We start from the raw sequence: 14,224 nt of genomic DNA on the forward strand, positions 1-14,224 counted from the left end.
CCGACGCGGAACGGCAACTCCAGGAACCCCATTCCCACGCCGCGTGCGATGCTGCCGACGAGTGGTCGGCAGACCTTTGGTAACCGCTTCCATTGTATGCTCACATGCCAACGGAGCATAGGCAGATGCGCCTTGCATCCGAGCAGTCGGGCCACAGGGCGCATCGCCACGGCATCACTGCGTCGAACTTGACGTTGCGGTCGCCGTGGTACCTGTATATGCGGCATCAGGAGTTCCGTAGCTGTTGTTGGCAGGAATCTTCGCAGCCGCCAGATAGGTATTCATGAACGCCTTCCATGCCGGTGTCGCTATGTACATGCCATACCAAGTGCTGTGATACACGCCGTTGATGGTCTTGTTATTGAAGGACTGGACGCTTTCGGCATTGCCGACCGCGACATACGCTGCGACCTGCGGAACGAAGCCGCCGGTCAGCATATAGGTCGACTCGTTGGTTCCCGTCTTGGCGAAGGTCTTGCGATTGTTGTCAAGCTGAGTCGTGGCAGCCTCACCACCGGACTGCACGACACCTTGGTTCAAGGCATACGCGACGGTCTGCGCAATCCCCGAAGAGATTGCCTGATGGCAGTTCGCGCTGGGCACCTTAAGGCTGTCGCCATCCTTGTTGACGACCTTCTTCAATGCGATGGGCGTGCATTCCACACCGTTGGCAGCGATGGTCGCATATACGTTGGCCATCGTCAATGGCGACGCCTGCACGCTCCCGATAACCATTGGAGGGTTGTAGGAGTTGGATGAATATATGTCCGTCTGCCCGCTTGGCGAGTTGTGATAGCCCATCAGCTTTGCAGTGTCGGCGATCGAATTAATTCCGATGATCTGCGCCATGGAGGCCTGGGTGGTGTTGTGGGACTTCACCAAGCCTTCCAACGGAGTCTCTGGCGACGTGGTGCCACCCCCGGAATTCTGCACCGACCATGTTCCCGTGCCGCTGTACCCAGGGAATGAGCTCAACGAATAGCTGGTGTATGTCTTGAGCGACTGATTGATCGATTTACCTGCACGCATCCAGGCTGCAAGGTTTATCGGCTTCCATGTCGAACCGACCTGGAAACCCCATCCTCCGCCATCGACCTGGTCGACGGCATAGTTCAGCGCGGTCTTGGTTCCTCCCCCTGAACTCTGTGAGGCATCATAGGTTCGGTTGATGCCAAAGCCAAGCACCTCGCCGGTTCCGGGCCTGATCGCCGCTATCGCGACCTCGAAGCCCGTCGGATCGTCCACCGGAATGGTTTCGCGTGCAGCCTTCATGGCAGCGCTGTTCGCATTGACATCCATGGTCGTATATATCTTCAGACCACCCTGCTCGAGCAGCTTCTCGCGCGCGGCCTCGGTCTTGCCGAATTCCTTCGAGTTGAGAATCTGCTTGGTCGCGTATTCGCAGAAGAACGCGGCATCTCCCGCTGCCTGGCACCCGGCGTTCACATTCTGCACGTGGAGCGTGTCCTTGACGGGCGTCGCCTTGGCCTTGTCGCGCTCGGCCTTCGTGATGTATCCCTGCTGATACATCAGATCGAGCACGATGTTGCGCTGGGTCTGGGATTCCTTCAGATTCTCCGTCGGGTCATACTTGGCGGGGTTCTTGGTTATCGCCGCTATGGTCGCGGCCTCGACGATCGTCAGATCCTTAGCCGATTTATTGAAGAACCGCTGCGCCGCGGTCTCGACTCCATAGATGCCGTTGCCGAACTGGGCAATGTTCAGATACCCCTGCAGAATCTCGGCCTTGGTATATTTCTTCTCCATCTGCACGGCGATGAGCATCTCTCGAAGCTTTCGGGCGACCGTCTCCTCTGAAGCGTGGTAGACGGCGATCGGATCGTTGTCTTCCTCAGCCTGACTCATAAGCACGTTCTTGACGTATTGCTGCGTGAGCGATGAGCCGCCCTGCGTATCGCCCTTCTTGATGTAGGTCTGGACGAAGGCGCGCATGACTCCCTGCACATCGACGCCGGCATGTTCGAAGAAGCGCTGATCCTCTCGCGCCACCACAGCCTTCTGCATATAGCTGGAGACCTGGTTCAGTGGAACCACGATTCGGTTCTGCGTATAGTACTGTGCGATGACGGTTTTGCCATCCGAGGCATAGATCGTCGATTTCTGTGGAAGATCGGTGACATCGAAATTGATGCCTTCAGTCTTCAAACTTGGTATGAGAGCCTTCACGGCTGTGTTGGCACCAAATACGGCAGGCAGCAGGAACCCTGAGGCCACCACCCCACCTGTTACGCAAAACATCGCGTAGGCCAGTAATAGCGTAAAAAAGCGGCGAACGGTTATAGACTTCTTCTTCGGCATGCTGCTCATTCTAAAGCCATCCCCTGAATATGGGACTCAGGATGCATGGTCTATATGCAATTTCCACATTACCTGCGCGAGCGGCGTATCAGCATTCCCGGTTCGAAGATGATTATGGAGCGGCCCTTGCGGGCTATCCAGCCCCTGTTCGCGAAGTCCATGAGAGCCTTGTTCACCGTCTCTCTCGATGCTCCCACCAGCTGGGCCATCTCCTCCTGAGTCAGGTCGTGAGGAACCATGAGTCCTGCCTCCATCGGCTCGCCGAAACGTTGGCCGAGTGAGATCAGTGTCTTCGCCAGACGTGCCGGAACATCCATGAACACCAGGTCGGAAATATGCTCATTATTGCGCCTCATGCGGTTTGCAAGAACCTGAAGCATGTCGACCGCGACACGTGGATGCTCGTCAAGCCAGTCGAAAAGAGCCCTGTGCTCAAGCGACACGACGTGCGTGTGATTCGTCATGACAACGGCGGAAGCGGTTCTTGGTCCGCCCTTCGGATCGAACACCGGGATCTCGCCAAGCACCTCTCCACGGCCATGGATGCTGAGGAGCTGCACACGGCTGTCAGAGGATCGACGCGTGAGCTTGACCCTTCCATAGTCCAGCAGATACATGCGCTGATCTTCGTCGCCCTCACGGAACACGAAATCACCCTTGTTGAGTATCCGCGAATCAAGATAAGGAATCAATTGGTCAGCCTCTTGCGGCGAAACCTGTTTGAAGAGAGCGGTCTGCAGAAGGGTGTTGCCCTGCTTGGGCAGTTCATTTGGCTTGCGAACGCTCATGCCTTCCTTTCTTGAAGCACTCATGACTCCAGCATCAATCGACGTTGATTGCGTAGCTTGCTGTGTCGATTGTAACCCAGCATTCAGACGATGCATGATAGCCACGCATCCTTAGAATAGCGCTGTTTTGCAAGCTCACTGGACTCGTTCAGACACGCAGGGGAAATCGTCGAGACGACTGCCTGACTGACGTTTCTCAGCAAGAAGTCCTGAAGATGGGAGATGATGTCACTTCGGGCCATTCCAGTTTGCGAACGCATTGGATCCACCCGTTTCACCACTGATCTGACTGCCTTGTCTGACATCTTTTCCTTGGAGATGCGCAAGACGCGTGCCATTTTTTCCGCATCAATGTCGTAAGCAAGCGTGACATGATGAAGCACAGCTCCAGGACCTCCGTCCCTACGCGCGAAACGGCGCTGGGCCGCGCCCCCGATCTTCCCCTGTTCGGATGCCAAATCATTCATCGAAGAGAAGCTTACCTTCATTCCCAGTTCTCTCAAGGCAGCGACAAGCCATTCATCGCAGAGTCGATAGGATTGAGCGACATCCATGCCCTCTACGAAGCTCAGAGGCGCATAGAGCGAATAGGTGATCGTGTTGCTGGGCTCAACGAACATCGCACCGCCACCCGTCACCCTGCGGACGACCGATATGTTCTCTCTTCTGGCCTGTTCGAGATCGACCTCGTTGCTCAAGGATTGGAATCGCCCGATAATCACAGCCGATGACTTCCATTCCCATATGCGAAACGTTGCGGGAATGGTGCCATCGGCCACCTTCTCGGAGAGCACCTCATCGAGAGCCATCTGCATTGCCGGATCTCTCGGACTGTCATGGATGACAAGAGGGTGCAGGGAACTCCAACGTTCGGAAAGCCGCATCTCCGCAACATGGTCCGCGTTCGACCGGCCATCCGAACTGGATGGCAGGTGATTGGCATGAATCTGAAGGCTCTGCTCCGGATGCCCTGCAGGAATGGAAGGAATGGGGGTCTGACCGGCTTGATACGGCATGGCGTTCTCTTTGACCTGCCTGGATCCGCGTTCTATCGCTGTTGCAATCGATGCCGAAGTCGCACCGATCAGCTGCGCCTCCGGATGTGACTTCAGAGCCATGTCGATTCTATTGGCAAGCGAATGGACGTCAATGGGAAGCTCCGCCCCATTGACGCTGTGTTCGATCGCCCTGACGAGCGAGATATCGTCGCTGTTCGTGGAGATGAAGAAATCTCCGTCAAGCCGACTGTCCACAATCCGACCATCATCGACAGTCAGAGTGACTCCAACCAGCTTCCCACCATGCAGCTTGCATTCACCACGAGTCGTAGACATGTTTGCGCCCTTCACTTTCCGCCACAACTATACCGTCTCCGCTGATTCGGTGAGAAAACGAGCCTTCGATCGATGCAGTCGCGGGTCCTGCCGCAATGACATGGCACAAGTCTGACAGGCCGTTGCCGTGAAGACGGGAATCCAATGAAGACGTCACTTGCGCCTTACGACTGCAGGATGCTTCGCAGCTACAGGGCACCTCTGCGACTGCAAGATACCTCTGAAGCTGCAAGACGTCTCTGCAACTGCAGGAAATGTCGAATCTCAATGTCCTCAGCGACATGTCGGGGGTCATGAGCCGATTCGACCCATGACCCCCGATCTTCATGCAATGGCTCAGGACTCCTTGGACTGACGCCTTTCGTGGGCCTCCTGCTGCGAGATGCCGTAATATGCCGCAATCGCGATGTCCTTCATGTCCTCGATCTGAGGGATGCGAGGATTCGCAGGTGCACACTGGTCCTCGTAGGCGCGCATGCCGATATGGTCGAGCACGCTCCAGAAGTAGTCCTCATCGACTCCGGCGGCCTGGAATGACGCGTCCATGCCCAGCTTCCTGTCGCGATAATCCTCGAGCGCACTTGCCAGACTCTCGACTCCCTGCTCAGGAGTATCTGCCGCAAGTCCAAGATTCTTGGCGATGTCCTGATAGCGCTGCGGAGCTATGTACTTGCTGTACTTTGGCCAGCTCGTGGGTTCATCAGGGACCGCTGCGTTGTATCGAACGACATATGGCAGAAGAATCGAGTTGGTGCGTCCGTGCGCGATATGGCACAGCGCACCGATCGTGTGCGCCATCGCATGGCACATTCCCAGGAATGCTGACCCAAATGCCATGCCAGCCATGGTGGCGGCGTTATGCATCTTCTCCTGAGCGAGCTTCTTCGCCTCCGGATCCTCTTCATTCACCGACGCAGCGAGATTGTCCCACACAAGCTTTGCCGCATGAAGAGACATGCCATCCGTGAAATCATTGGCATAGACGGACACATACGATTCGATGCTGTGTGTCAGCGCATCGAATCCCGCATCGCAGGCCAGGCGCCGAGGCTGGGTCCTGGCAAGCACCGGATCCACGATTGCGACGGTCGGTGTGAGTGCATAGTCAGTGATTGGATACTTATAGCCGGTCTTGTGATCGGTGATGACCGCAAACGGAGTGACTTCCGATCCGGTTCCCGAAGAGGTTGGGATGCAGACAAGACGAGCCTTCTTCCCGAGTGGTGGAATCTTGAAGGCACGCTTGCGGATGTCGAAGAACTTCTCACGCACGTCAGAGAACGAAATCTCCGGGTGTTCGTAGAGGAGCCACATGATCTTCGCGGCGTCCATCGGGCTTCCGCCGCCGACAGCGATGATCGTATCAGGTTCGAATTCCTCACGCATCATCTTCGCGCCGCGCTCCACGGTCTCGACGCTTGGTTCCGGCTCGACGTAATCGATTATGCGGAATGTGACGAGCTCCTGACGCGCCCGAAGCTGATCTATGACCTTGTCGACGATGCCAAGCTGCTGCATCACCTTGTCGCAGACGATGACCGCCTTTTTGATGCCGAACATATCGCGAAGATACTGAATGGCATTGGGCTCGAAGTACGTTCGTGAAGGGATCTTGAACCACTGCATGTTGTTGTTCCTTCGGGCTATTCGCTTGACATTGATGAGATTCACCGCCTGGACGTTGCCTGATACGGAATTCCCACCATATGACCCGCATCCAAGGGTAAGTGACGGCGCAATCGCGTTGTAGATGTCACCGATGCCGCCGAGAGAGCTTGGCTGGTTCCAGATGATGCGGCATGCATGCATGCGCGCCCCATATTCGCGAACAAGCGATTCATCGTTCGTGTGAATGGCAGCGGTATGGCCAGCACCATGCTTGAGCATCTCCTCGCACATCCTGAACCCCTGCTCCTTGTCATCGAACCTAAGCACAGCCTGGACAGGACCAAGCTTCTCCATAGTCAGAGGCTCCATCGCACCGACCTCACGGCATTCCGCAGCAATGATGGTCGCGTCCTGGGGTATGGTGAACCCGGCGGCCTTCGCGATGAATTGCGGAGACTTTCCCGGAACCACGCTGTTGAGCTTCGGCTTCGGAGCGCCTTCGCCCGCATAGGCGGTGACGCCGAACATGTATCGCTCAAGCTTCGCCTTCTCATCCGCATTCACGAAATACGCCTTGCGGCGCTTCAGCTCTGTCACGAGACGGTCATAGACGTCCCTATGCGCGATGATCGCCTGCTCAGTCGCACAGATCATGCCATAGTCGAAGTGCTTCGAAAGAATCAGGTCATTCGCGGCGCGCTCGACATCGACGTCCGCATCGACGTACGCAGGTGCATTTCCTGCGCCCACGCCCAGTGCAGGCTTCCCGGAAGAATAGGCGGCCTTCACCATTCCGGGACCACCGGTCGCAAGAATGGTGGCGATGCCGGGATGCTTCATCAGTTCGCCTGTGGCTTCGATCGATGGGTGCTCGATCCACTGGATGCAGTTGGCAGGAGCACCGGCCTCGATGGCCGCGTCGCGAACGATTCTGGCAGCTTCGACAGAACATTTCTGAGCGAATGGGTGGAATCCGAAGACAATCGGGCAGCGCGTCTTCAGCGCGATAAGCGATTTGAAGATCGTCGTCGAGGTTGGGTTGGTGACAGGCGTCACACCGGCCACGACGCCAACAGGCTCGGCAATCTCTACGATCCCGCCGATCTCGTCATCGTTGATGACGCCGACGGTGCGTTGCTTCGCCAAATAGTTGGTTACATGCTCGCATGCGAAGATGTTCTTGGTGGCCTTGTCCTCAACCAGGCCACGCCCGGTCTCATCGACTGCCATCTTGGCAAGGACAAGATGCTTGTTGAGTGCGGCGATCGAAGCCTTTGCCACGATTCTGTTGACCTTGATCTGATCAAGATCCTCGAATTCCTTGAGCGCCACCAACCCTCGCCGAACCAGCGCATCGACCTCCGCCGCTGCCGTGCTCTCCTGCGGCTCCTGCCGCACGGACTGCGCTGCCTCTGCCACGACCGTCGAGGACTTCTCTTCTGAAGTCCGTTCCATTTCCGCATTCTTTTTCACAGCTCCCACAGTTCCTCCCATGGATGTGTTGCGAATCATCTATATTCGTCAAGCGTTTATATGTACATGCAGTTATTCGCATATCGGATTGGTCTGATTCTTCTTCAAATCAATTCTTCAAATCAATACCCGATCGTCACCAAAATGTGACCTGCATCACAATCTAGCCTAGCTCTGAGCCACTGGCAATTCTGAACGCGAATATAAGAAACTGAGCGTGTTGTGTACGTTTGCACAAATCTTTTTGGTAAGTTTTTGTTACGTTTTGATTGATTATATGTTCAGATTCCAGCTGTAAATGCAAGCGCTTTCATAGACATTCGGTTCATCGACCGCTGCCTTGCCGCAGCGCAGGCCACGGTAAGGCAGCGGTAAGGCAGCGGTAAGGCAGCGGTCTGTGAGTCGGAACCGAACGAGGCTCACGGGCCAGGGGAAATAAAAAATCCCCAAGCCGCTGCGGCTTGGGGATAGATGAAGCGAAATATCTCGAAAGGACTAACGCTTTGAGAACTGAGGTGCGCGACGGGCCTTGTGCAGACCTGCCTTCTTGCGCTCGACAGCACGGGCATCACGGGTGAGGAAGCCAGCCTTCTTCAAGGCTGCACGGTTCACATCGGTGTCGATCGCGTTGAGGGCGCGGGCAACGCCGAGACGGATTGCTCCGGCCTGGCCGGTCGTGCCGCCACCATCGACGAGAACCTGGACATCGAACTTACCTTCGAGCTTGAGCAGAACGATCGGGGAATTCACCTCACGCTGCTGCAGACGGCTTGGGAAGTATTCCTCAAGCTTGCGGCCATTGACCGTCCATGAACCGGTTCCCGGAACAAGACGGACGCGTGCCACGGCTTCCTTGCGACGACCGGTACCGTATCCCGGAGCGATCGTCGAAGCGCCGGTGCCTGCACCGGCATTGGTCTCGGACGTGTATGAAGTGAGTTCTTCCTCAGTCTCCTGGACCGCGGAATCATTGGTATTTTCAGCCATGTTGATAATCTCCTTTGGTCCTACTTGGCCTGTTGCGAGACCTGTGAGATCTCGAAGGTTTGTGGTTTCTGAGGGGTGTGGGGATGCTCTGCACCAGCGAAGATACGCAGACGATCCATCTGGGTCTTTGAAAGCTTGTTCTTGGGAAGCATTCCCTTGACCGCTTCGCGAATGATGCGATCCGGGTTCTTCTCAAGCAGCTCCGCATACGTATCTGCACGAAGTCCGCCTGGGCGGCCAGAGTGCATGTAGAGTTCCTTGGACAGCTTGTTGCCCGTGATTGCAACCTTGGCGGCGTTAATCACGATGACGTGATTGCCTGAATCCGCGTGCGGCGCAAAAGTGGGCTTGTTCTTGCCGCGCAGCAAAGTCGCGACCTGGGTGGCCAGACGGCCAAGTACCACGTCGGCTGCATCGACGATATACCAGTCATGAGTCAAATCAGCTGGTTTAGGCGTGAAAGTCTTCACAGTTCAACCTTTTCCTTGCATTGTGTTCCGGGCTCATCCGCATGCGAAAATGCATACAAATCAACCTCTTTATCCGTGGGCTCCCTGAAAGTCCTATACGGCGAGTGGGAACAGCGCTTCGAGGACCCCGTAGGGAAACACAACAATCCTCTAGTATACCGCTATGCAAGACAACGTCAAACTGCAGATTCTCAGACCTGGGCGAGAACCAGGCACGAAGCCACGAACGGCCCGAAGCCATCACGCAAAGGTTCAGCAGTGTCGATGCATGACATGGGTAAGGGATTGCAGACGCTGATGAATGAAAAGCTCCTCGACCGGAACGACATCGCCGTTGGAATCGGCAAGGGGAATGCGCCAGTTGGGATACTCGTTGTTCGTGCCGGGCTGGTTCTGCGTCCTGCCCTCGCCGACGCCGTCTGCGATGGATACCGCCAGCAGCTTGCATGGCGATGCGCAGAGTGCCTTGTATTGACCTTCCACGATGTCCTGCTCATGCCCGCGGATGTCCGTGAGCCATTCACGCTTGATCCAACCACCCTCAACGAGAACATTCATCAGTGAACGCTGTTCGATCCTTGCGGCAGCCATGACCTGATCGAGTGGCTCGGTAAGCAGATGCAGCGAATCGCGGAGCCGCACATGCTCGAAGCGCAGATATCCCGCCGCCGGCGGCATGTCGTGCGTGTTGAGGGAGGCGACAGCCGATGCAGTCCAGTCCTTTGGCTCGACGAATGTGCCGTCGCGCTGCTCAAACCACTCCACTACGCAACCCAGTATCCCGTGTGATTTCAAGGATTCCCTCACATAGTCAGGGACGATGCCAAGATCCTCCCCCACGACGACGCCATTCGCCCGCTGGGCCTCAATGGCGAGAATGCCAAGCATGACTGCTGGGTCATAGTTCACATATGCGCCATCCTGGGACCCTCTTCCGGAAGGTATCCACCACAGCCTGAAGAGTCCGAGAATATGGTCGATTCTCAGTGCACCGGCATGCGCGAACATGCTATGGATCATCTCTCGATAGACCTTATATCCAGTTTCAGCAAGGTTATGGGGCTCGAAAGGTGGCTGGCTCCAGTTCTGACCCTGCTGGTTGAAATAATCCGGGGGTGCGCCCACGGTTGCCCCTCGTGCATAGCGCTCGGGATTGCCCCACACATCCGATCCGAGGGAATGGACTCCGACTGCCAGATCGGCCATGATGCCGATGCGCATCCCGGCGGCCTTCGCATTGCGCTGAGCAGCTTCGAATTGCTCATCGGCAATCCATTCAAGCCACTCATAAAAGCTCAGTGTGTCTGGATACTGCGAGCAGAGCTTGTGCACCTCTGGCGAATCAATGTCAAAGGCATGTATCCATGAGGAATTGTCATGGGTGGGCTCGCCCCACTTATCGTATGCGAGGCACCATGTTGCGTACGCGGTCAGTTCCGCACCCCGACGCGTTCTGAAAGCGTCGAACTGCTGCTGACGTTCGAACGTGCGCCCAGCCTTGAACACGGTCCACAACGCGGGCATCTTGGCATGCCACATGGCATCGCGGTCAAGCAGCTCCGAGTTGGCGTTGAGTTCCTTGACGGAGTCATGGAGCTTCGAGATCTTATCGACCGATTCCTGGCCAAGCAGGGAATACTCCTCGATCGTTTCGGGATGAATGTAGGTGAAGTTCAGGAAGTTGCGCGACGAAGGCAGATAGGGGGAAGGCGTGAGCGGTGTCACTGGCTCCGAGGCATGAAGCGGATTGATCATCATGAAGTCAGCCCCGGTCTTGCGCTTGGCATCCACGAGAAGCCGCGAGAGATCCGCGAAGTCCCCTATGCCCCATGACTCACCGGATCTGATGGAATAGAGCTGGGCCATCCACCCCCAGGGTCGCGTGAGTTCAAGGTCCCTGTCGAGGGGAATCCTCTTCGGCGCGCATATGAGCGTCGCCTCGCTGCTGCTCTTGCCTGCCTTGACCGTAAGCCTGTGATATCCCACAGGGATGTCGACTGGCAGCACGAGGGATGTCTTGGTTATGAAGGTGTTCTGAAATGGGACGGCGGCAGACCCATCTCCAGCCTCGACACGCAGTCGGCCCCCAAAAGTCCGTCCATCTTCCAAGGTTATGGTCCCGGTCGGCGATTCGAGCATCGTGGTGTTCACCTGAACGGTACTTTCGGCGCCCTGAACGTGCAGGACCGTATGCGGGATCAGTCGTGAATACTCCTGCGCACGAATCCGACGCGAGGACTCCCGGATTTTCTCGTCGCTTGAGGCATCATAGCCCATAGAGCCAATGACCGATATCAGAACCTCATCGGATATTTCATGATAGTCATGGGATTGACCGACATAGGAACTGGAAATGCCCAGACTCTTGGCAAGCCGGATCAAGGGGCGAGACTGCCGAAAGTCGCTCTCTGTTTTGTGCACCATGCCAACAAGTCTAAAACGATATTCTTACAGTCATCTACAAACATCATGAAATGTGCGCAAATCCATGAAGTTCTCTGCATCGCGATGGCTTTCGACTCATTCTTCCGGCTTCTCCGCATCCTTGGACAGGCCTTGCAGCGAGTGTCTGGCCGCACCGGCCACCTCGGCCTGTGAGTCTTCCGAGAGAGTCCGCAGGGTGCGCTCGTCCGTTCCAGAATTCTGGGCGACCGCCTGCCGCACCATCGTTGCAAGTATGACGGGAGCGTCACCTTCATTCTCGGTTCCCAAGGTTGCCAGATACGCGAGCGTCTGTGCATCAAGATCCTGGGTCTGAGCACCCTCGAGACGAATGCGCCACGAGGCCTGAGGATTCTGCAGCGCGGCGGAACGGACCCTCGCGTCCGCATCCTTGGCCAGTCTTCCAACCAGCCAGTTCTTGTCCGAGGCGTTGCCTGCGACTGCGGCGCGCACGTCAGCCTCCGAATCGGTCGATAGCTTCACCAAGACATTGGGGAACGGCATCCTCTCTGCCAGAAACACCCTGTCCTCGACCGGAGTGTTCGGATTGCCTGCCACGGCTTCCAGCAATGCCGTCGAACGTGAGAACGCCGCCTGGTCAGAACTGTCCGGAAGAGGGGCATGGGCCATGTCACTCAGCTCTGTGCTGTCCGTTGAGTGTCGGAGACGTTCATACGAGACATTCAGCGTCTCCTGCGCCTCGACGTCGGATTGTTCAGCGGTCGAAAGAACGGCCTGCGGATCCGTTCCATCGCAACTGGATTCGGCGTCCGCCTCATCGACCGTGTCAGATGCATTCATACTTGGTTCTTCCTCCGTCATGTCAACCAGCTTAATGAGACAGCATGATTTCGGCCTATGGTCCTGCATCCCACGTCGGCCGATGGGCTGCGGATCACAGGCGCGGCACGCAGGCTGCAGCGACTCGTGGAACGCACGGAGATGCCTAGCCCCGCTGGAAGTCCTTCGCAACGGCCACGACGCTTCGCTGGATTCCCATCTCGGATATCCTCATATCACCTTTGAGCTGGTCGATGATGCGCCTGCGGAAGGTCGAGGCATTCACGGCAGGAACATCCGCCACAAGGACGACGGCCTGCGTGTATTGCGCCTCCACGACCTTGCCCGCACTCAAGGCAATCGCATGCCTGCAGGCATCGAGCTGGGGATAGGAAATATCGATCCTGAAACGCTCGAAGGGCACGGTTTTCCCATAATCGGCACAGTCCAAGGCTGCCGAAGCCGCATTGGCATATGCACGGGTCAGACCACCTGCACCGAGCAGGATGCCGCCAAAGTAACGCGTGACGGAAATCACGCAGTCCCCCACGCAACGGTTACGCAGAAGTTCTAGAATCGGCTTCCCCGCAGTGCCGGCAGGCTCGCCATCATCGCTCATGCGTTCGGCAGGAACGCCATGTGCATCGAAGCACAGCGCGGCGAAGGCGACATGACGGGCCTTGGGATGAAGCGACCTCATCCGATCGACGAAGTCTGCCGCGTCGCCGAGGCCACCGACATGGCATGCATTAGCAATGAAGCGTGAGCGTCTTTCCTCGAAGAGACCCTGGGCGCTTGCGTCAGGAGTGTTCAGAACCGTGAGTGAATCATGCATCACACCACAACATTAGTTGCTTCTCCCGTATAGAAGCCACGGACCGAATCGATGCACTGGCGCACCGCGTTCCTGACGGCCGTATCCGTGCACCATGCGGCATGAGGCGTGAGTATGGTGCCGGGAACCACACGGAGCGGATCCACCTCGGGCATCGGTTCCCTGTCGAACACGTCAAGTCCGGCATAGATGTCACCCTTTTCGAGGCGCTTGGCAAGCGAACCGGCTTCGATAAGCTCCGCGCGTGCGGTATTGATGAGGATGCTGCCCGCGCGCAATGCGTCAAGATCATCTGCAGTGACTATCCCCCGTGTGTTCCTGTTGTATGCAAGATGCAGGCTCACCACATCCGAAGACGCGAACAGATCATGGATGCTTTCTGCCGAGGCGGCTTGCAGCTCTCGCATTGCCTCTTCGTGAGGGTGCCGTGACCAAACCTTGATGTTCATGCCGAATCCACGTGCGATTCGAGCGACCCATTGCCCTATGCCTCCAAATCCGACGATTCCCATCGTTTTCCCATAGAGCTCCATGCCATCGAGTGGATGCCACACGCCCTCATGCATGTCGGCATTCATCTCACCGACCCGACGAGTGATTTCCATGAGCAATGCGATCGCATGTTCGGCGACTGCCGCATCACCGTAATGGACGATGTTGCAAATGCGTATCCCATATTCCTTCGCCTGTTCAAGGTTGACGTAATTGTCAACGCCAGTGCCCCCAAATGCAATGCATCTGACGGTTTGACTCATGGTTCTCAGCAGATCATCGCCAACGTGGAAGCCCACGACGATCACCGCGTCCGCACCCTTCATCCTTCGTGCAAGAACCTCTTCGTCGAGCATGGTGTCCGTGAAGAGACGGACTCTGCAAATCCCATCAAATTCGGGAAGAAACTCTCTGAAGGCCTTTACCATGACCGGAACGCAGTTGGGAATGACGAGCAGCGGCAGACCTTCTCGTGAAGGCGTAGTTTCGATAACACTCATACGGTAAAGCCTAGGACCGGAGCATTACAGGCTGGGGTCGATCACAGCGGCTCACGCTTTGAGAGAAAAATGGTCTTGCGAAAACGGACGTCGGACTTTCGCATGTCTCGCGGACTGCATGACGCTTCCGAAAGGCTGGCCGATTGTGCGAGACGACATATCGATCCGTGAGTCCGCGCCCCATGGGGCCATGGGG

General features: G+C 56.6%; 10 protein-coding genes. All 10 read right to left on the minus strand.

Annotated elements, in window-relative coordinates; translation table 11 throughout:
* Nucleotides 1–174: 174 nt before the first annotated feature.
* Nucleotides 175–2,319 (minus strand): transglycosylase domain-containing protein, encoded by a 2,145-nt coding sequence (locus tag QN062_RS03670; protein WP_369342245.1) that lies wholly within the window; start codon nt 2,317–2,319, stop codon nt 175–177.
* 68 nt (nt 2,320–2,387) lie between these two features.
* Nucleotides 2,388–3,107 (minus strand): Crp/Fnr family transcriptional regulator, encoded by a 720-nt coding sequence (locus QN062_RS03675; RefSeq protein ID WP_369342537.1) that lies wholly within the window; start codon nt 3,105–3,107, stop codon nt 2,388–2,390.
* Nucleotides 3,108–3,190: 83 nt separating this feature from the next.
* Nucleotides 3,191–4,441: a biotin/lipoate A/B protein ligase family protein gene (locus QN062_RS03680; protein WP_369342246.1), complete on the minus strand. Its 1,251-nt coding sequence runs from the start codon at nt 4,439–4,441 to the stop codon at nt 3,191–3,193.
* Between the two features lie 336 nt (nt 4,442–4,777).
* Complete coding sequence (gene adhE, locus QN062_RS03685) at nt 4,778–7,504, minus strand: bifunctional acetaldehyde-CoA/alcohol dehydrogenase (RefSeq protein WP_369342247.1); 2,727 nt, start codon at nt 7,502–7,504, stop codon at nt 4,778–4,780.
* 513 nt (nt 7,505–8,017) lie between these two features.
* Complete coding sequence (rpsI, locus tag QN062_RS03690; RefSeq protein WP_369342248.1) at nt 8,018–8,509, minus strand: 30S ribosomal protein S9; 492 nt, start codon at nt 8,507–8,509, stop codon at nt 8,018–8,020.
* Between the two features lie 20 nt (nt 8,510–8,529).
* Nucleotides 8,530–8,979: a 50S ribosomal protein L13 gene (rplM, locus tag QN062_RS03695; protein ID WP_369342249.1), complete on the minus strand. Its 450-nt coding sequence runs from the start codon at nt 8,977–8,979 to the stop codon at nt 8,530–8,532.
* A 252-nt stretch (nt 8,980–9,231) separates the two neighbouring features.
* Complete coding sequence (malQ, locus tag QN062_RS03700; protein ID WP_369342250.1) at nt 9,232–11,403, minus strand: 4-alpha-glucanotransferase; 2,172 nt, start codon at nt 11,401–11,403, stop codon at nt 9,232–9,234.
* Between the two features lie 96 nt (nt 11,404–11,499).
* Nucleotides 11,500–12,222 carry an AbrB family transcriptional regulator gene (locus QN062_RS03705; RefSeq protein WP_369342251.1) on the minus strand — a complete coding sequence of 241 codons (723 nt, stop codon included), beginning with the start codon at nt 12,220–12,222 and terminating at the stop codon, nt 11,500–11,502.
* A 145-nt stretch (nt 12,223–12,367) separates the two neighbouring features.
* Nucleotides 12,368–13,036 carry a YigZ family protein gene (locus QN062_RS03710; protein ID WP_369342252.1) on the minus strand — a complete coding sequence of 223 codons (669 nt, stop codon included), beginning with the start codon at nt 13,034–13,036 and terminating at the stop codon, nt 12,368–12,370.
* The gene (locus tag QN062_RS03715) at nt 13,036–14,028 is read right to left on the minus strand and encodes an NAD(P)-dependent oxidoreductase (protein WP_369342253.1); all 993 of its coding nucleotides are present in this window, start codon (nt 14,026–14,028) and stop codon (nt 13,036–13,038) included. The genes QN062_RS03710 and QN062_RS03715 overlap by 1 nt, the downstream gene beginning before the upstream one ends.
* Between the last annotated feature and the right edge of the window lie 196 nt (nt 14,029–14,224).

Source organism: Bifidobacterium sp. WK012_4_13, assembly GCF_041080835.1.
In the GTDB taxonomy this organism is placed as follows: domain Bacteria; phylum Actinomycetota; class Actinomycetes; order Actinomycetales; family Bifidobacteriaceae; genus Bombiscardovia; species Bombiscardovia fermentum.